This window comes from Campylobacter sp. TJR-1, assembly GCF_032840035.1.
GTDB lineage: Bacteria > Campylobacterota > Campylobacteria > Campylobacterales > Campylobacteraceae > Campylobacter > Campylobacter fetus.
The window spans coordinates 1-18,949 of the sequence record NZ_JAWIZX010000003.1 but is presented as its reverse complement, the minus strand read 5'-3'; the positions used below and the strand labels follow the sequence as shown (position 1 = coordinate 18,949).

Sequence of the window (18,949 nt, the reverse complement as noted above, 5' to 3'; positions counted from 1 at the left end):
TCATCTCTTATTTTCATCTATTATCTCAACATCTATTATATCATCCCTAAACCTATCATTATCGTTATAAATATTAGTACTAAACCTAACAAATATCTTTAGTATTAAAGATATAACTATGATAAAAACAGCAAAAATATCACTCAAAATACCAGGCACTATAAGTAGCATTCCGCCAAACGCAATCCCCATAGAGCCAAATATATCTTTTAAATTTATACTAACTATATTAGAGTATAAATTTAAAAATCCATAACTAAATATAAGTATTATCCCTATAATTCCACTAAGAAAAACTTCACCTAAAAAATTTAAAAATCCATAATTTATAATATAAATAAAAACACAGACAATCTCGATAACAAAATACGGAAATAGAGAAATTTTTATCATATTATCTCTTTTAATTTACCTAATATCTCATCTGAGCTTACTTTAACTTTTTCTAGCCCGTCTCTTTTTATAAACTCAACTTCTGCGTTTTGCAAACCTTTACCAACGACCACGCCAAAAGGTACGCCTATAAGCTCAAAGTCCGCCATTTTCACGCCAAATCTTTCGTTTCTATCATCAAGCAAAACTTCGACCCCGCTACTTTCTAGATTGGATTCTAAATTTAGAGCAAATTGCATCTGCTCGGTGTCTTTGATATTTGAAACTATTATATGCACCATAAAAGGAGCGCACTCTTTTTTCCAAATGCAGCCTTTTTCATCATGACTGGCTTCTACCATAACAGCTACAAGTCTGCTTACGCCTATACCATAGCAACCCATAAAAAACGGTTTTGATTTACCGTTTTCATCTAAAAATGTAGCACCCATGGTCTCAGAATATCTTACTCCAAGTTGGAATATATGCCCTACTTCTATGCCTTTAGTGACAGATAAAACTCCACCGTAAAGCGCTTTGTCTCCGGCTTTGACTTCTGCTAGATCCTTAAATCTATCTTTATTGAAATTTATAATATTTACTCCAATAGCGTGATAATCCTTTTCATTTGCGCCGCATATCATCTCTTTTTCATTTTCTAATTCATTATCTATATAAAAATCTATATTTTCATGAAGTCCGACTGGACCGCAGTATCCAGGAACTAACCCTGCGGCTATAACTTCTTCTTCGCTAGCGTCGCTTAGCTCAAGAGCGGAGCAAGCATTGCAAGCTTTTACTTCTTGAAGCTCGTCGTCTCCACGCACGAAAAATACTACTATTTTTTCGCTATCTTCATAGATAGCCTTTTTCATCACGGCTTTTATAGTATAAAACGGATCTACCTTAAAAAACTCGGCAACTTTAGCTATGCTAGAGCAACCAGGAGTAAAAAATTTCTGCATAGAGTTGCTCTGAGGTCGCTCAGCCTTGCAAACTCTTTTTGCTCTTTTTGCGGCTTCTATATTTGCCGCGTAGTTTGAAGCGTCACTTATCAAGATATCGTCTTCGCCGTTTTTTGCTAGCACCATAAATTCTTTGCTACCACTTCCTCCGATAGCTCCACTATCAGCTTCAACGGCGCGGAAATTCAGCCCCAAACGACTAAATATCTTAGTGTAGGTTGTCTCCATAAGATCAAACTCACGCTTTAGATCAGCTTCACTTGCATGAAAACTATAACCGTCTTTCATTATAAACTCACGACATCTCAAAAGTCCAAATCTAGGTCTTGCCTCATCTCTAAATTTAAGTCCTATTTGGTATAAATGAAGCGGCAGTTGCTTGTAACTAGTGACTTTATCGCGCACTAGATCCACTATAGATTCTTCGTGAGTCGGAGCTAGTAAAAAATCGTTGTCTTTTCTATCTTTTAGGCGCAAAAGCTCTTTTCCGAATTTAAAATATCTCCGGCTTTGCTTCCAAAGCTCACCGGGAACCACAAAGCTTAAAGCTACTTCATTTGCTCCTGCTTTGTCCATTTCATCTCTTACGATATTTTCAACTTTTCTTAAAACTCTCTTTCCAAGAGGCAAAAAGTTATATAGTCCGCTTCCTATCTGCGCTACAAATCCGGCTCTTATAAGAAACTGATGACTAGGTAAAGTAGCGTCTTTTGGAGCTTCTTTTGTAGTAGGTACATATAATTTTGTAAATTTCACTTTAAATTCCCTTCTAAATTCTCATCTTTTTGTATTTTTATGTCAAATAAATATTCGAGTGCTTTTAGTATATCATCACTATTTTTCTCTTTCAAGCGCACACTAGGCGTATGTAAAAAAGCTTTAAAAACCTGGTGTACGAGCTTACTTGCCTCATCTTGATCACTACACTTTAAATACCCTTTTTTTACCGCTTTTTCTATCTCTTTACAGGCAATATCTTTAGCTTTTAAACGCAAAGCTTTAATAGCTGGAGTACTTCCTTCAGAAAGTCTCCATTTGAAAAATGAAGTTGTGGATTTGCCGACTATAGAGTAAGCGATACTTGCTTGCTCCTCTCTTAGAGCTAAATTTGTTCTTACTATCTCTTCAAGATCATCTACTGCATAAACATGTATATACTCGTCTTCTTCTATATCTATATCTCTAGGAACCGCTATATCAAAAAAATATCTATGGAAATCTTTTTGTTCTATTATCTCATTAGTAATTATAGCATTAGGAGCACCAGTAGCACTAAAAATAAGCCTATATCTATTAATATATTCGCTAAGCTTATCAAAACTAGCATAACTCGCTAACTCGCCTAGCTCTTTTGCTAAAGTTTGCGCTTTTATCTCATCTCTGTTTATAATTATAACATTTACTTCCGCGTTTATAAGATGCTGGGCTGCTAAACGACTCATCTCTCCAGCGCCTATGACTACTGCGCTCATACCACCTATATTGCCATAAATTTCTTTAGCTTTAGCTACGGCTACGCTTGAAACCGAAACTGGATTTTTACTAATAGTAGTTAATGCTCTAACTTCAGCTGCGCATTTAAAAGCGAAATGCATAGCGCTGCTGATATTTACACCGCAATCCTCATTATCATATGCAAATTTAAAAGCCTCTTTCAACTGTCCTGCTATTTGAGTTTCACCCACTACTAAGCTATCAAGAGAACTTGCAACGGCAAAAAGATGGTGTATAGCACCTTGATCTTCATATATATCAGCTCTTAATTCTAAAGCTTCAAACGGTACCAAAGTAAGGATAGAAATAGAGTTTAAAATATGTCTAATAGAACTTTGCGTGTCTAAAACATAAGCAAATATCTCCACTCTGTTACAAGTACTAAGCGCCATAGACTCGGCAATACTATCATTTGCTCCTATAAGACGCAAAATTTCCCTTCGTCTATTATTATCACTAAAAGAGAGTTTTTCTCTAACTCCGATATCTGTATTTTTATGAGTAAAACTAATACTTACATAATGCATTAAAAATCCCTATCTATCATACTAGAAACTATCATTTTAAGTTCAGTATTTTGTGAACTTTCTATAGCTTTAGCACCAAAATCTTTTGCTTTTTTTATACTTAAATTTATAATATCAAACTCTTTAAATTTAGATTTAATCCATAAAATTTCATCATCGTCAAGCTCTTTTTTAAATAAATTTTTTAAAATCGCTTTATCTTCATTTTCTAATTTTTCATATAGATAAATATATGGAAGAGTGGTTTTCCCCTCTTTAAAATCATTCATAGCAGGTTTTCCTAGTGTCTTTTCATCGCTTGTTATATCAAGTATATCGTCTACTATTTGAAATGCCAATCCAAGATTTTTACCATAATCGCCGTATTTTTGCTCATCAAAGCCAGCTAAAATTGCAGCAGATTTTGCAGCAGCTTCTATGAGAACCGCAGTTTTAAAATATATCATTTTCAGATACTTTTCTTTATCTGCATTAAAAGAGCTACCAAGTTCTACATCCATAAGCTCACCGATACTTAGCTTGCAAACGGCATCCGAGATAATATCTGCTATTTTCATGTCGAATTTAACTATCTCGTTAAAACCTTTAGAATAAAGAATATCACCTAACATTATAGAATTTTTTGTACCGAATATTGCATTTATGCTAGGTTTTCCTCGTCTTATTAAAGAGTCATCTATCACATCATCATGAAGCAAACTTGCTAAATGAATAATCTCTACGACGCTACTTAGCTTAAAACTAGCTTCACTCGCTCCTGCTATTTTTAATATAAGCTTGCTTCTTAGCTTTTTTCCTGAGCTTACTTGGCTAAACATCTCACTAGCAAGAGGGTAATTTAGTGAATCTACAAACTCTTTTAAGATATCATCAATCCTCTCCATCTAATCCCCTTTATCTGGCTTATATTCGACTTCTATACGCTTTGCATTATCATATGTATAAGCTTTAAAAACAGCTATTCCTTTTTTGAACTCGGCAAACTCAAGATACAAAGCAACCTCATCTTGTTTTTCTAATCTAGTATTAGCTAATATAATTTGTTTATAAAGCTCCAACCCACGCCTAAGACTAAGCATTATCTGGCGAGGATAATTTCTAAATTTAGTATGCAAAACCATATTTGTATTATCATATAAAGTCCATGAAAACTCGAAAATATCTTTTGTACCGTCTTTTCTATCGGTATATATAATCCAAGCTTTCTCATCTTTTTTCAGCTCAAACTGTTTTACATACTCAAATTTAGGAGCAGCGGCATTTAAATTTAAAAAAATACCTATAATCAAAAATAGAGATATTTTACTCATTTTGACTTAGAATTTCGCCTGTTACACCTATATAAATATCATTTAATCCGTCTTGCACAACGTCAGTATTTAACGCTTCAAATGACTTTATATCCATATCGGATATACCTTTTTGCTCAGCTAATTCACGTAAAATAGCAAGCTCAATAAGAACTTTTTCTAATTCGTTTTCCACTAAATTTCTATTTGCATTAAAAATTATATCAAAAAACTTATCCTTAGGATCACCGCCAAAAATATCATCTTCAAAACTCAATTTAATATCCTTAATCTAAAATAAAGCTTAATTGTATAACAAAATATGTAAAAAGCTGATTAAATTTCATCTTATAATATCCCTTTGACCCTTAGCATTTACAGGCGTTAGAACTCCTGCTATTTCAAGCTGTTCGATTATGCTCGCGGCTCTGTTGTATCCTATTTTTAAACGTCTTTGAAGATAACTTATAGATGTCTTTTCTTCACTTAAAATAATACTTTTTGCTTCTTCATATAACTCGTCTGTTTCGCCTGTATTTAATCCATTTTCACTAGATCCAACAGCGCTAGACTCATCTTTTAAAAAACTCTCCTCATATACGACGTCTTGCTGTTCTTTCAAGAAGTCCACTATTTCTTCTATCTCTTTTTCACTAGCAAATGGAGCGTGCAAACGCACTATACCAGGACTTCCAGGAGGTGTAAAAAGCATATCGCCGCGTCCTAACAAACTCTCGGCACCCATTTGGTCAAGTATAACTTTACTATCTATTTTCTGCCCTACTCTATAACTTATACGGCTTGGTAAATTTGCTTTTATGAGTCCTGTTACTACATCTACGCTTGGGCGCTGGGTAGCTACAATGAGATGAATTCCGCTAGCTCTTGCCATTTGGGCAAGGCGTCCGATATGAAACTCAACTTCTTTTCCGCTCGTCATCATAAGATCCGCAAGTTCATCGATGATAACAACGATAAACGGCAATGTTTCGCCGCCATCTTTTTTTATTTTTTCATTATATGTTTCTATATTTTTTGTTTTTGTTTCACTCATTATTTTATAGCGTCTCTCCATCTCTGCAACTAAATTTGAGAGTACAGAAATAGCTTTTTTAGGCTCAGTTATAACAGGAGTTAATAGATGAGGGATATCATTATACATACTAAACTCAAGCATTTTGGGATCTATCATTATAAGGCGTAAGGTTTTTGGAGAGTTTCTATAAAGCAGGCTTAAAAGCATAGCGTTTATTCCCACGCTTTTTCCGCTTCCAGTAGTTCCTGCGATAAGAAGATGGGGGAGTTTTTTCAAATCAGTTATAAAAGGATCTCCGACTATATCCTTGCCAAGAGCCAAAGTAAGTTCGCTTTTAGCATTTTTATAAATGTCGCTTTCTAAAATCTCTTTTAGATAGATTGTTTCTATATTTTTATTTGGTATTTCTATACCTACTACATCTTTTCCAGGAATAGGCGCTTGAATACGTATAGTTTGAGCTTTAAGAGCCATAGCAAGATCGTCTTGCAAAGTTAAAATTTTACTAACCTTTACATGAGCTGCTGGTTTAAACTCAAATGTAGTCACGACAGGTCCTGAATACGTCCTAACAACATCTCCATCTATCTTAAAACGACGCAATTTATCTAACAAATCAGCAATTTTTTGATCAATTTCGGATTCATTTATATTTTTTGAGCGTTTAGGAGGATCATTTAAAAAACTAAGAGGAGGCAGCTTAAAATCTTTTGGTTTTTCTACTTTACCTTTTTCTATCTGATTTAAAAGCTCTCTATTTTCAGCTACTTCATTTAATATCTCGACACCGCCTATAGTAGTCATAGGATTTGTATTATTGTCGTCTTTTAAACTATTTGCTTCTTTAATATCTATGATATTTTCAGTTGGCTCAAGACTGCTTACATCATTTTTAATTCCTAGTTTATCGTCTATAATTTTACTATTTATAGCAAGATCAACCTCGATTTTTTTTACATCATTTTTCTGTTTTTTAGGAATATAATGCGCTTTTAAATTTAAATTATCCGAAGCAGATACCCTATCAACAAAAGCTTTTTTAAGAACGATATCAAGTCTATCATCAAAAACAAGTCCAAATGATATAAAAAATATCATTAATATAAAAACAGCACTTCCGACACTTCCTATAACAGATCTTAAAGCTTCTATACAAAACGCTCCTATAGCTCCTCCGTAACTCTTATCAAACATTGAAATAAGCAACAAAATAGCAAAAAACAGAAGCAATGCGCCGATTATATTTCCTAAAAGTTTAATATTAAATTTCTTAAAATTCTTGTAGTTCAAAATAGCCGGATAAAGAAGTAAAAATGGGTAAATATAAGCCAAAAAACCGAATAATTTATAATTAAAACTACCTAAAATATTACCAAATGTCCCCACAAAGGAGGCATTTGGAACGATAGTCGCAACTCCAAAAAATATTAAAATACAAACGCTTATAATAAGCAAACTTTCTCTTAAAATATCAAAGTCCTTGAGTAAATTTAGCTTTATTATAGCAAAACTAAATTTATATATAGTTTAACAGACTTATCTGACTTGTTTTTGCAGTAGCTTGGAGCATAGCTTGATACGCCATAAGTCTTTGCTGAAACATAAGATACGTCTCTCCGATATCTGCTTCCATTATCTCAGACTTTACAGAAGATACATTGACTTTAAGGATAGTAGCGCGATCACCAGTAGCCGTTAAAGAGTTTGTATACGAACCGATTTGGGTGTGTTGTTTATTTATGTGATCCATCAAGTGATCTATTTTTTTCAAAGCACCTTGGATACCGGTAGTTCGAGGATCACTAGCATCTGGATCTCCTCTATAACTGCCATCTCTAACAGATTGTATCATATCATCTAAATCTTTAAATATATCAACACTTGGCTCATCTATAGCAATAGCATTATTTGAAGTAAAACTAAATAACGAACCGGTGGTTGATTGATAGGTATCTATTATTCTATTTCCTGCAGCATCTAATTCTATATTTCCGGCTGCGTCTCTTTTATACATATCGGTAAATTCAATATTTCCTCTGCCTCGGTCTTCAAAAAGAGTAACTTCTATATCTGTTTTTGAAGCTGTTTTATCTGTAACAACCATATTCCCACGATAATCCAAAGTAGTATTTATCGTACTGCTTGCACTTTTAATAGCCGTATTGTACTCATTATATCTTGATGTAACGTAGTCTTGATCGCCTAATATAGCGTCTTTTATATCTCTTAGAGCGTTGCCATTAGCAGTAAAATCTATAGGATAAGCGATACCAGAAGCATCTACTACTCTATCTATAATTCCTTGAGCTTGAACATCGGTAACACCGTTTTTTAAAGCTGTTTTCAAAGCATTTGCATCGGCATACGTATTTCTAGAAGCCGTATCAATGTTTGCAATAACATTAGTATTTGGTTGTCCGCTTGGAAGATTTCCAGCTGCTACCATAGATACTATATCATTTAATTGTTGATAAGTCATATCATCAGCCGGAGTTATAACTCCATCGGTAGTTTTTGTGGCTTCGTTATATTTACCAGAATATACATTTCCATAATATACAGGAGTAGCAGTAGCTGGCTTCTCCCAGTTATCGTCTAGCGGAGTTACTGTGATAGTAGGATATCTTTCGGTAGTATTCGAGTTTGTATCTGTAAAATTTAGTTTTACTTCATAATTTGTTCCGTCTTTTGACTTTATATTCATAGTTATATTGCTATTTGGATTAGCTTGCAAAGCTTGACCGGCAACGGCACTTAGCTTTGTAGAGTTTGTAGCATACTCATTTGTGCCTTTTATTACTTGAGAGACGTTGCTTGATAATTTATTGTCTGTTTTTTCAAATTGAAGTTTATTGTAGTCTATGGCGTCGCTTTTATTTCCTAATACGTCTTCAAAGCCGCTTTTTATAAATTCAGTTAAATATACATTTCCCTTCTCAACATTTTGGGTAATTGTTTTAGTATCCGTTAAATTTGCCGAAGAAACCCAGTTGCCATTTTCATCTCTAGCGCCTCTATCTGACAATGCTTCTATATTCGCTGGATCATAAGCTCTAAAATCAGCTGCGGTTATACCTCCGGTTAAATCAGCAGGATTTAAAACAAGTTTTCCGGCCACAGGAGTTACATTTGTAGCGGCTCCTATATTTGCTCCGGTAGTTTTATCGACTTGTTGAATAGACAAATCTCCGCCTGCGACTTGTGTTATCTCATATTTGTTTCCGGCTGGATTTACACTATCTACGATCAAAACATCGGTAGAAACGCCGCCAACGGTTCTTTTTTCTGTAGTGACTCTAAAATCCGTATGAGTAGCAGGATCAATGACTATATCTCTATCGCCGACTTTAAAAGTCTCTGGTCCTCGCACGTCGGTAAGCCCAAATAGATGAAGTTCGGTCATTTGATTTCCACTTTTAAGATCAGTTACTTCTATTTGACCACTGTTATTTATAGCAACGCTAACAACGTTGTTTTTACCGTTTTTATCATTACCGAGCGCGTATCCTATATTATCTAATAAATTTTGAATACTAGAATCTGCAGTAACTTTAAATTTGGTACTAAAAGTTTCGCCGTTAGGCTTTCTGCCTTGCATATAAAACGTAGTATCGGCTAGCGCAGCAGGATCAGCAAAATCAAGCTCCGGATTCATTTTGCCTATTTGTGCGACCAGCTCTTCTGAACGATAATTTCCACCTATTAAATCCAATATCTTATTTGCAGCATTAAGATAATTTGTTGCATCGCTAGTTAATTTTGTTTTATTATCTATCAAACTAACATTTGTAGTAAGTATCTTTTTATAATCGTTATCCTTACCTAAAAATAGAGTCTGTCCATCTATATTATAAGCAGTAGTTTGGTTGGCTCCTATGGCTGCATTTATCAACTGATTGTTACCGTGATAGTTTCCGGCGCTATCGATAGGTTTTGTATCAAGAGCGGTTCCAGAAAACAGAAACTGGCCGTTTATAGAGCTATTTGCTATATCTATAAGATGTTTTTTTAAACCTTCTAGGTCATTAGCAATCGCATTTCTTGAGGTTTCATTATGTATATCGTTACCTGCTTGTATAAGTTTGGTTTTAAACTCAGTTAGTTTAGAAACAAAATCATTTAGAGCCTTATCAGAGTTTTTAGAAAATTCAGTAGCTTTTGTGCTAGTTTGCTTTACTTGATCAAGTAAATTTATCTCATATTCAAGTCTGGTTCCATCTACGTAAATACTGCTATTATCGTATGAATTTTGAATTTTTAATCCACTATCATATCTTTGGTTTATATCATAAATGCTTTTTGCGCTTGCTTGATAGTTAGAAAGATTATTGAAGTTTATAAGCTGATTTGTAATTCTCATGATTTAGCTCCCAAATGGATTTGAATTATAAATAAGCAATTTAAGTTCCATTTGAGAGTATGTTTTAAAATTTATAGACCCATGATATTTTTGATAACCAAAAATCCTATAGCCGATCCTATCATCGATATAGGAAGTGTTATGATCCATGCTAAGCCAATAGGTTTGAGCATTCCCCAATTCGCATTTCTATTATACACGCCGATACCTAAAACCGCACCTATCAAAACATGAGTAGAGCTTATAGGAAGTCCCATTTTTGTAGCTATGAGTATAACTATACTAGCTGCAAGCTCTGCACTAAATCCAGTTGTAGGAAGTATCTCTGCAAGCTTTGTACCGACTGTAGCTATAACTTCTTTACCTAAGAACCAAAGCCCAACAACAAGAGCTATACCAAAAGTAGCCATAGCGATACCTGGTATAGGAGTAGTTTCGTTTATTGTATTATTTTTCAAAACATCTAAAATAGCAGCAAACGGTCCAACCGCATTTGCTATATCGTTTGCACCGTGAGAAAAAGCAAAAGATGAAGCGGTAAAAATTTGGAACCAGCCAAATATTCTATTTATACCTTTTTGCGGATTATCTTTCTTCATCAAATTTACTATAGCAAAACTAGCCAAATAAGCCGCAATACCTATAACAAATATAATCCAAATAGTCTGTATAATACTTAGATTAAAATCCATATGCTTAAGACCTTTAAATAGCATACTTCCGGCTATGATCATAGCAGCAACTCCAGCAACCATAGGGATATGCGTACGCATAAATACCATACCGTCTATATTTTTTTCTTGCTCTTTCATAGCTTTTATCTTATCTCTAAAATCACAATTTTCACCTTCACACTCATCTTCATCGATGATAGCTATGCGTCTTAGCTCTTTTATCTGCTCGGCTTCGCTTTTGTTCGATAACTCTTTTATGTATTGGTCTTTATATGTCTTTCTAGCTCTTTTTAAAGATTTTATCTCACTTTGAATTCTAGAAGAAGGAATAATAATTTTTGATTTTATATATCCAAAAATCAGATAAGCCATAACTCCGCCCATAACAGGAGATATCACCCAGCTTAACGCTATTCTGCCTATTTCGCCCCACTGAACCATATCGAAAGTTTTAGAACCGTTGTAATATATAAATCCCATCATCATACCAGCACCGACTATGCCGCCTACTATAGAGTGAGTAGTTGATACTGGAAGTCCTTTTTTAGTAGCTATAAAAAGCCACGCACCAGAACTAAATAGCGCTGAAATCATGATAATAACAAAAACCATAGGATTTACATCACCTCTTGGCAATGAAACAATACCGCTTCTAATAGTATTTGTAACCTCAGCTCCGGCAAATACAGCTCCGCTTAGCTCAAATACCGCAGCTATAATCAAAGCTTGTTTTAATGTAAGAGTCTTTGCTCCTACGCTAGTACCAAATGAATTTGCAACGTCATTTCCACCTATATTAAACGCCATAAATAGACCAAAAATACTAGCTAATATAAAAAGTAAAAGATGATTACTATGTATATAATTATAACCCCACATAAAAAAAGCAACAACTGATATTATAAAAAATATGAGTGCAAAAAGATTATCCCTATTATCCTTAGACAAAAAACACCTCCAAATGATTTTTTATAATTATAACTACTTTGTTCTTATTTGTTCTTAAATTTAAACTAATAATCACACAATTTTATAGCAAATTTAATGGCTTCTATATAGCTTTTAGTTTCGGCTTTTCCTTTATACGCTATATCAAAAGCAGTACCGTGATCAACACTAGTACGAACTATGGGCAAATTTAAGCTTACGTTTATAGATTTATCAAAATACAAAGCTTTTAACGGAGCAAGACCTACGTCGTGATACATACTTACTAGCCTATTACATCGCTTTAAAGAGCTTTTTGTAAATGCGGCGTCCGGCACAAGCGGTCCTGTAAAAACCTCTTTTTTTAAACGATTATTTGCCGACTTTATAGCTTTTATTATCTCTTTTTCTTCTTTGCCACCTATGGTTTCATTATCGCTTGCATGGGGATTAAATCCCAAAACTCCTATATTTTCAAATTTAGAAGAGTTGTAAAAATCAACCAAAAATAGAGCCAAATTCTTAGCTTTTATCTTAGCACTAACATCTTTTAAGGCCAAATGATCCGTATATAAAGCAACAAACAGCTCTTCGCAGCCAAGCATCATAATAGCATTCTTACCAAAATATTTACCAAGAGCGTCCGTATGCCCGACATATGGAACTCCGGCTTTTTTCCAAGACTCTTTATTTATAGGCATGGTAACAAGAGCTTGCGCGCGCTTATTTTGAGTATATAAAATAGCATTTTCAAAACTTACGAATGAAAATTTGCCGCTTTTTTTACTCACGCGACCCGGTTTTATATTAAAACTACTGCCGCATTCAAAAATCTCAAAATCATTAGGAACGGTAAATTTAAGTATATTCGCAGCGCTATTTAAAAGTTCATTGTTTATAAAATATATAGGAGAGCAGATATTTTTTATCTCATCGTGAGATTTTAGAGCTATTTCTATTCCAACACCGTTTATATCGCCCACGCTTATTGCAATCTTTGGCAAACTCATTTTACAAGCTCCATCATCTCTTTAACGGCGTTTTTTAGCCCTACAAAAACACTTTTCGCAACTATGCTTTGTCCTATGTTTAACTCAAATATATCTTTTATAGAAGATATAGCAGTCACATTTTGATAATTAAGCCCATGCCCTGCAGCAACTTCTAAACCAAGATTTGTACTTATATTAGCAGCTTCTTTTATCCTTGTTAATTCCGAATTTAACAGTATTTCCAACTCGCCTCTTTTTAAATTTAGATTATCAATTTTGTATTTTGTATGATTTAAATTTGAGTTTAACATCAAAAACGTGTTTGCATAAGCTCCGGTATGAAGCTCCACGCAAGTAGCTCCAAGCTCTTTAGACATGATTACATCGTTTTTTTTAGGATTTATAAAAAGCGAAACCTTAATATCGTTATCATTTAATTTTGATATGACGTTTTTTAAATTTAACGAGTCTAAACTTAATCCTCCCTCAGTCGTTAATTCTTCTCTTTTTTCAGGAACTATAGTTGCTCTATGAGGTTTTAATTCGCACACGATATCTATAATCTCACTATTGATCGAGCATTCTAAATTTACTGGAATCGGGCTTAAATTTATAATATTTTTAACATCATCTTCATTTATATGACGACGATCTTCTCTTAAATGTATAGTGATCTGATCGGCTCCGCCGCTCACAGCCTCAAACATAGCATGAATAATTTGTGGATCATTTACCGCTCTAGCTTCTCTTAAAACAGCTACATGATCTATATTTACACCAAGTTTCATAGATAATCCTTTGAAATTTAGTGTAAATTATACATCAAAATTATTTAAGCACTTATAAAGCTTTTTTGCTCTTTAAAGTATGGTTTTAGCGCTTCGTACGCAAGTCCGATTTTTTGGAATTTGTCTATATAACTTTTTTGTACTTCATTTGGTTTGCCGGCATGTTTGTCTGGATGATAAACTTTTGTAAGATTTAAATAATTAGTCCTAACAGTCTCAAAGTCGTCCGTAGCCTTACATCCAAGAGTTTCAAAATGCTCTTCTAAAAGATTTGCGAGCATAGAAAATCTTCTTATATAAGCTTTTGAAGTTAAAATTTTCGCTCTTTTTTTAAACTCATCGTAAGCTTTTTTATCATAATTAAAATTTACAATATACTTAAGATGCTCTCTGAAATTTAATATATTATCCAAAAGCTCAACATCTTCGGTTGTTTTTGGACTGATAACCAAGATATTTTTTGACTCAAAATACTCATGGCGAGTATCTCCTAAACCCCTAATAAGATATTTAGTAAATAACTCTTCGCTATTTTTAAGATCAAGAACGACTCTGCTATTTTCAAATTTAACATCAACATTTATTAAAATTTGAAGTGAATTGGGCTTCTTATAAACAAGTTTTATGTTTTTATGATGCGTTAGCAAAAAGTCTATACCTTTTCCAACGCTATTTGCGTAAATTTTTCCGATAAGTTTTAGAAAATATTTACGCTGAACAAGCTCATTTTCGTTATAAAAAATTATAACTTTGTCCCTATTTCCTATTGCATTAGCAAAACTCTGCCTGATTTTATTACTCAAATTTAAAAATAGATCACAATCATCGGTTGTTATCGTTATTGATTCTAAAGTCTGGGTAATTTGCATATCAAACCTCACAATATTTTAGCTATTTGCAAAAAATTAAGCAAAGTTCGTTCCAATTAAAATTCCCAAATCGGTTTTTCGTCTATATCACAATATGTTTTTAAAGTTTCATATGGTTTGTATTCGCCTTTATAAGCTAAACTAGCACAATCTTTTACATAAAATCCTAAATATATCCATCGCAAATCATTTTTCAGAGCTATTGTTATTTGATTTAAAAGCGAAAATTTACCTAAGCTAAGATGGGCAAAATCAATATCCCAGTAACAGTAAATAGAGCTTATTCCATCATCTACGATATCTACAAGATCAACGCACACAAGCTCATCATTAACAAAATAGTCAATCTCATATCCAAAATCTCCGGCTCCTTCTACATATACACTATAATAACGTATAAAATCAAGGTTATAATACTCCCAGCCTCGCTTTTCATGCATAAATTTATGATATTTTTCATATAAATCAATATGCCTTTGGCTGATATACGGCTTTGAAACTACTATTTTCGTGTTGGAGTTTTTATTGATTATGCGTCTGTGGCTTTTTGTAAATTTGAAATTAAATGCATCTATACGTATGCTTTTACATTCATCGCAACCATCGCAAATCGGTTTGGAAAAATAGCTTCCAAACCGTCTATATCCATGCTTTACTAAATTTGAATTATAATCAAAACTACACTGTGAAACATATCTATACATAGTCCTTGAGTTTCTGTCTTCTAGATATGGGCAAAGTGTATCTAAAGTACAAAAATCAATCTCTCTCAAGCTTTTTTACGTCCGAGTGCTTTATAAACTCTAAAAACTCATCTTTTAATCTATGCTCTTTTGCATCAGGCATTTCTATCTCGTTTGGTTCAGCAAAAATATCTTTAAATTCATCTCTATTTGGATTTGGTTTTGGTTTTTTAGGAACTTTAATCTCTTGACTTTTTTGCTCTTTTACAAGCTCGTTTTTAATATTTTTTAAACTATCGAAAAAATCATTCACTTTGGTCTACTCCTTAGCTCTATCTTCTTTTACTTTTTTAATAGCTGCAGCGATGGCGGCTATTACCTCTTCTTTATTTTCTTGATGATGATCTTGAGTATTTTCCAAAATATCTTGAAGACGCTCTTCGATATAGCTAGTATCAAAAAATCCACGTCTAAAATGACGTCGTTTTGAAATAGCTAATAAAAAAGGAAGAGTTGTTCTAACTCCTTCTATTTTAAACTCATCCAAAGCACGCTCTAGCTTACTTACGGCTAGATCATAACTTGTACCTTTTACTATCAGTTTTGCTACTAACGAATCATAAAAAGGCGGAATAACATAGTCTTGATACATATGACTATCAACTCTTACTCCAGGACCTAAAGCCGGAAAATATCCGGTGATTCTTCCCGGACTCGGCGCAAAGTTCTTCCAAACATTTTCAGCGGTAATTCTAGCTTCTATCGATACTCCTTGAGGTCTTACTTCGTTTTGTTCGATATCTAGTATCTCTCCAGCAGCGATTCTTATCTGACGACTTATAAGATCAACTCCGGTTATCTCCTCGGTAACACCGTGTTCAACTTGGATACGAGTATTCATTTCCATAAAATAAAAGTTGTTATAATCATCTAATAAAAACTCGATAGTGCCGGCGTTTGTATATCCAACGGCTTTTGCTGCTGCGACTGCTGCGACTCCCATTCTTTTTCTTAAGTCTTCGCTAATAGTTGGACAAGGAGCTATCTCGATAACTTTTTGGTGACGACGCTGAATAGAACAGTCTCTTTCGCAAAGATGAATTAAATTTCCATAATTATCACCTAAAATTTGAAACTCGATATGGCGTGGTTTTTCGATATATTTTTCCATGAAAACTTCATCGTTATTGAAAAAAGCCTTAGCTTCTCTTTTGCAGCTTTCGTAGCTACTTTCTAACTCATCTTCTTTCCATACAACACGAATTCCGCGTCCACCGCCTCCGCCGCTTGCTTTTAGTATAACCGGGTAACCTATTCTAACGGCGTAATTTTTGATAGCTTCGATAGTTTCGCTATTTAATTTCTCAGTACCAGGAACCACTGGAATACCGTTTTTCTTCATCAAAAATCTAGCTATATTTTTATTTCCCATTTTACGTATAATATCTGAGTTCGGTCCTATAAATATAAGTCCTGCGTCTTCTACTTCTTTTGAAAATTCATAATTTTCGCTTAAAAATCCATATCCAGGATGTATAGCGTCTGCGCCGCATGCTTTGGCTACTTCGACTATCCTTTTAGAATCCAGATAACCTTTTATAGGATCTTTGCCTATCTGATATGCTTCATCAGCCACTTTTACATGCAAGCACTCACGATCTGGTTCTGTATAAATCGCAACATTTTTAATATGCAAATCTTTACATGCCCTAACTATACGCACAGCGATCTCGCCACGGTTGGCTATTAGAATCTTATGTATCATCAACTCACCTTTGTAAAAATCTTTCGTATAATGATAGCTAAATTTCATTACGTTTAGCTAAAAATTTCTATTATTTGGAATTAAAAATTGCTTTATTGTTACTGCAAGTAATTTATATAATATTTTATATCAGACCAAAGATATAAAAAATATAATTTTAGTTAATTAGTATCTTGAGCCGTTTGTTTTAGAATTACTGTTTATAACAGCTCTTTCAAATTTATGAAAATACTCAAAAACATAAAATGATGCTGCAAAACTGCTATTCAAAATTTAATAATTATATATTTTGAACTAGCAGTAGCGAGCATATTTCAACACAAAAATTGTCATTAGCAAACAAGTTTGTACGTTAAGTACCTTTAAAATATTCAATCATTTAAGCACGGCAATTGTCAATAAAATATATAAGATATTATTGTGAAATACTATTTATGATATATAAATTTAAAATAGTAGTGATGCTAATTACCGTCATTTACACAATTATATTTTTAAATCATCATTTGCCATTTTTTAGCCTAAAATGTGGTATAATGATAAAAAAGGATATCAAAATGGAAGATATTAAAAAATTTCTTTGGATTATTTTTGTGATAATTCTAGCTGTTGGTATAATAGCAAATATAGAAGAGATGTACGTACAACTTATATCTTTCATCGTTTTATTCCCTTTTTATATCTGGCTTGATTATAAACTCAATCCCCATAAGTACAAAAAAGACTCTTAGTCTTCAACCCTATTTAAAACATTAGCGTATCTTTTAAAGACGCTATAAGCCCATAAAAAGTTTAGAGCAAATCTTTTTATAGATAAACATGTTAAATTCGTACATTTTGGAACAAAGCCGCATATTATCAGAGTTAAAAAAGCAAAAGCTTTGGCAAATAAAAAAGCGGGGTTGTGTTTTGGTAAGCAAGTAAATCATCCAGGCACTAAGGCTCAGCCTTACCTAGAAGATGGTTTGAATAATTATATAAGTAGCTCGGGGCTTGCAAGGGCTAAAGAAGACCTTGCAAAAGATGTAAGAAATAAGGTCTTAAACGATATTAAGAAGGCTTTGAAATTATAGCAATAATCAAAGGCTCTAAATGAGCGTTTGACGCCTTTAGTTTGGAAGTATTGCGTAAATTGAAAAGCTTTTAAAAACTAGTTAAAAATATATAAATTTCTAAAAACATTTATATATTTAGTTTAAGCTAAATGCGATATAATTCACATTAATCGCACTATTATTTTCCATATTTTGCATTCACATTCGCCATAAAGCTATTTGCATTTTGAGATATCATTTCTAAAGAGTTTTTAATAACAGTAAGCTCTACTGGCTCTATTTGAACATCATACCCACTATAATTTTTTTCACTATTTTAACTACTGCGTTGCGATTTTGATTTTGCAATGTTTTTGTTTTGCTAAATGCTTCTATTATAGTCATATTTCGCCCCTAATATTTAGTCTAAATAAACTTATAAATTTTACTTGCCGAAATTTGCTTTGATATATTCTAAAGCGTCTATAAAAGTACCAGTAAATTTATGACCGTTTGGCAAGACTTCAAAGTCGCAGATCTCGCTCATCAGTTCATCTTTTTTGGCTATATTTAAAAGCTCGTCTGTTATTTTTCCTATATCAAAAAAATGGATTATTTTCCCGGCTTTGCTTTTAAAAGTTGCAAAGGGATACTTGTACAAGCGTTTTTTGTCAATATATTTTTTATCATATATTTGTACATTTGGATCATAAATTCCCCACTCAACATTATCATCTATATATAAGCGTAGCTTTCTCATTCAAACCACCTTGTAAAAATATTACTTTTTATTATCTCTTGTTTTAAAGTCATACTATTTCGTTTAAAATAGTCAATATCTGGCTTAAATGCCGTGACTATTCTATCACCGTCAAAGACCATAAAGATACCGTTATCACTCATAGCGTTAAGCATTTTTTCATTGTTTTTATTTGGAGCTACTTTGTTTATAGAATTTAGAGCTTTAATAATATCTTTTTTTGATATTTCGTTATTATCAAATCTATCTTTTAGCCCATGTTTTCCATATCTTGCCTTAAAATCAAGAATTCTCTCAACCCCAGTTTTATCTATATGCTTTACTACTTCATCTTTGCTAAGCGGGCTTGTATTTTTCATCTTTACTCCATCAATCTCTTCTTCATTTATCCACACCGGTACTAGCTCGGTTCTA

Annotated in this window: 18 protein-coding genes and 1 pseudogene; 2 read left to right on the top strand and 17 right to left on the bottom strand. The window is 33.3% G+C overall.

The genetic code is table 11. From position 1 onward, the window contains the following. The 15 genes from RVY88_RS03495 to RVY88_RS03425 all read right to left on the bottom strand — a co-directional run bounded on the left by RVY88_RS03495 (window position 1) and on the right by RVY88_RS03425 (window position 16,741). Window positions 1-393 carry an FxsA family protein gene (locus RVY88_RS03495; protein WP_162167588.1) on the bottom strand — a complete coding sequence of 131 codons (393 nt, stop codon included), beginning with the start codon at window positions 391-393 and terminating at the stop codon, window positions 1-3. Continuing rightward, window positions 390-2,093: a proline--tRNA ligase gene (locus tag RVY88_RS03490; RefSeq protein ID WP_162167589.1), complete on the bottom strand. Its 1,704-nt coding sequence runs from the start codon at window positions 2,091-2,093 to the stop codon at window positions 390-392. Before RVY88_RS03490 ends, RVY88_RS03495 begins: the two co-directional genes overlap by 4 nt. Beyond that, window positions 2,090-3,358: a glutamyl-tRNA reductase gene (hemA, locus tag RVY88_RS03485; protein ID WP_002849091.1), complete on the bottom strand. Its 1,269-nt coding sequence runs from the start codon at window positions 3,356-3,358 to the stop codon at window positions 2,090-2,092. Before hemA ends, RVY88_RS03490 begins: the two co-directional genes overlap by 4 nt. Beyond that, window positions 3,358-4,242 carry a polyprenyl synthetase family protein gene (locus RVY88_RS03480; protein WP_038453204.1) on the bottom strand — a complete coding sequence of 295 codons (885 nt, stop codon included), beginning with the start codon at window positions 4,240-4,242 and terminating at the stop codon, window positions 3,358-3,360. Before RVY88_RS03480 ends, hemA begins: the two co-directional genes overlap by 1 nt. After that, window positions 4,243-4,668: a hypothetical protein gene (locus RVY88_RS03475; RefSeq protein WP_002849086.1), complete on the bottom strand. Its 426-nt coding sequence runs from the start codon at window positions 4,666-4,668 to the stop codon at window positions 4,243-4,245. Beyond that, on the bottom strand, window positions 4,661-4,924 hold the full coding sequence (locus tag RVY88_RS03470) for a DUF2018 family protein (RefSeq protein ID WP_002849084.1): 264 nt from the start codon (window positions 4,922-4,924) through the stop codon (window positions 4,661-4,663). The genes RVY88_RS03475 and RVY88_RS03470 overlap by 8 nt, the downstream gene beginning before the upstream one ends. 66 nt (window positions 4,925-4,990) lie before the next feature. Beyond that, window positions 4,991-7,069 carry a DNA translocase FtsK 4TM domain-containing protein gene (locus RVY88_RS03465; RefSeq protein WP_410494533.1) on the bottom strand — a complete coding sequence of 693 codons (2,079 nt, stop codon included), beginning with the start codon at window positions 7,067-7,069 and terminating at the stop codon, window positions 4,991-4,993. A 130-nt stretch (window positions 7,070-7,199) separates the two neighbouring features. Further along, window positions 7,200-10,043, bottom strand: coding sequence for a flagellin (locus RVY88_RS03460; RefSeq protein WP_002849083.1), 2,844 nt, complete (start codon window positions 10,041-10,043; stop codon window positions 7,200-7,202). Between the two features lie 71 nt (window positions 10,044-10,114). Next, window positions 10,115-11,596, bottom strand: a complete 1,482-nt coding sequence (locus tag RVY88_RS03455) for an inorganic phosphate transporter (RefSeq protein WP_202931007.1) — start codon at window positions 11,594-11,596, stop codon at window positions 10,115-10,117. 134 nt (window positions 11,597-11,730) lie between these two features. After that, window positions 11,731-12,654, bottom strand: coding sequence for a 4-hydroxythreonine-4-phosphate dehydrogenase (pdxA, locus tag RVY88_RS03450; RefSeq protein WP_011731912.1), 924 nt, complete (start codon window positions 12,652-12,654; stop codon window positions 11,731-11,733). Then, window positions 12,651-13,424, bottom strand: coding sequence for a pyridoxine 5'-phosphate synthase (locus RVY88_RS03445; protein ID WP_011731911.1), 774 nt, complete (start codon window positions 13,422-13,424; stop codon window positions 12,651-12,653). The genes pdxA and RVY88_RS03445 overlap by 4 nt, the downstream gene beginning before the upstream one ends. Before the next feature lie 44 nt (window positions 13,425-13,468). Then, the gene (locus tag RVY88_RS03440; protein ID WP_011731910.1) at window positions 13,469-14,293 is read right to left on the bottom strand and encodes an adenylosuccinate lyase; all 825 of its coding nucleotides are present in this window, start codon (window positions 14,291-14,293) and stop codon (window positions 13,469-13,471) included. 56 nt (window positions 14,294-14,349) lie between these two features. Continuing rightward, window positions 14,350-15,066 carry an arginyltransferase gene (locus RVY88_RS03435; protein ID WP_162167591.1) on the bottom strand — a complete coding sequence of 239 codons (717 nt, stop codon included), beginning with the start codon at window positions 15,064-15,066 and terminating at the stop codon, window positions 14,350-14,352. Then, window positions 15,053-15,289, bottom strand: coding sequence for a hypothetical protein (locus RVY88_RS03430; RefSeq protein ID WP_002849076.1), 237 nt, complete (start codon window positions 15,287-15,289; stop codon window positions 15,053-15,055). Before RVY88_RS03430 ends, RVY88_RS03435 begins: the two co-directional genes overlap by 14 nt. A 6-nt stretch (window positions 15,290-15,295) precedes the next feature. Next, a complete protein-coding gene (locus RVY88_RS03425; protein WP_002849074.1) occupies window positions 15,296-16,741 on the bottom strand; it encodes an acetyl-CoA carboxylase subunit A in 1,446 nt (481 codons plus the stop codon). 461 nt (window positions 16,742-17,202) lie between these two features. Between RVY88_RS03425 and RVY88_RS03420 the strand changes: the two genes are divergently transcribed. Together RVY88_RS03420 and RVY88_RS03415 are read left to right on the top strand one after the other, a co-directional pair. Continuing rightward, complete coding sequence (locus tag RVY88_RS03420) at window positions 17,203-17,472, top strand: hypothetical protein (protein ID WP_317051263.1); 270 nt, start codon at window positions 17,203-17,205, stop codon at window positions 17,470-17,472. A gap of 171 nt (window positions 17,473-17,643) precedes the next feature. Further along, window positions 17,644-17,814 (top strand): hypothetical protein, encoded by a 171-nt coding sequence (locus tag RVY88_RS03415; protein WP_317051262.1) that lies wholly within the window; start codon window positions 17,644-17,646, stop codon window positions 17,812-17,814. 406 nt (window positions 17,815-18,220) lie between these two features. Here RVY88_RS03415 and RVY88_RS03410 read toward each other — a convergent pair whose 3' ends face one another. After that, complete coding sequence (locus tag RVY88_RS03410) at window positions 18,221-18,535, bottom strand: hypothetical protein (RefSeq protein WP_251154024.1); 315 nt, start codon at window positions 18,533-18,535, stop codon at window positions 18,221-18,223. Further along, window positions 18,532-18,949 (bottom strand): annotated as a pseudogene (locus tag RVY88_RS03405) (hypothetical protein); the annotation flags it as partial. The pseudogene RVY88_RS03405 and the gene RVY88_RS03410, both read right to left, overlap by 4 nt.

Coding starts and splice junctions, on each gene's coding strand:
- RVY88_RS03495 (WP_162167588.1), bottom strand. CDS start 393: ATGATAAAAATTTCTCTATTTCCGTATTTTGTTATCGAGATTGTCTGT.
- hemA (WP_002849091.1), bottom strand. CDS start 3,358: ATGCATTATGTAAGTATTAGTTTTACTCATAAAAATACAGATATCGGA.
- RVY88_RS03480 (WP_038453204.1), bottom strand. CDS start 4,242: ATGGAGAGGATTGATGATATCTTAAAAGAGTTTGTAGATTCACTAAAT.
- RVY88_RS03475 (WP_002849086.1), bottom strand. CDS start 4,668: ATGAGTAAAATATCTCTATTTTTGATTATAGGTATTTTTTTAAATTTA.
- RVY88_RS03460 (WP_002849083.1), bottom strand. CDS start 10,043: ATGAGAATTACAAATCAGCTTATAAACTTCAATAATCTTTCTAACTAT.
- RVY88_RS03455 (WP_202931007.1), bottom strand. CDS start 11,596: ATGTGGGGTTATAATTATATACATAGTAATCATCTTTTACTTTTTATA.
- pdxA (WP_011731912.1), bottom strand. CDS start 12,654: ATGAGTTTGCCAAAGATTGCAATAAGCGTGGGCGATATAAACGGTGTT.
- RVY88_RS03445 (WP_011731911.1), bottom strand. CDS start 13,424: ATGAAACTTGGTGTAAATATAGATCATGTAGCTGTTTTAAGAGAAGCT.
- RVY88_RS03440 (WP_011731910.1), bottom strand. CDS start 14,293: ATGCAAATTACCCAGACTTTAGAATCAATAACGATAACAACCGATGAT.
- RVY88_RS03425 (WP_002849074.1), bottom strand. CDS start 16,741: ATGATACATAAGATTCTAATAGCCAACCGTGGCGAGATCGCTGTGCGT.
- RVY88_RS03420 (WP_317051263.1), top strand. CDS start 17,203: ATGCTAATTACCGTCATTTACACAATTATATTTTTAAATCATCATTTG.
- RVY88_RS03410 (WP_251154024.1), bottom strand. CDS start 18,535: ATGAGAAAGCTACGCTTATATATAGATGATAATGTTGAGTGGGGAATT.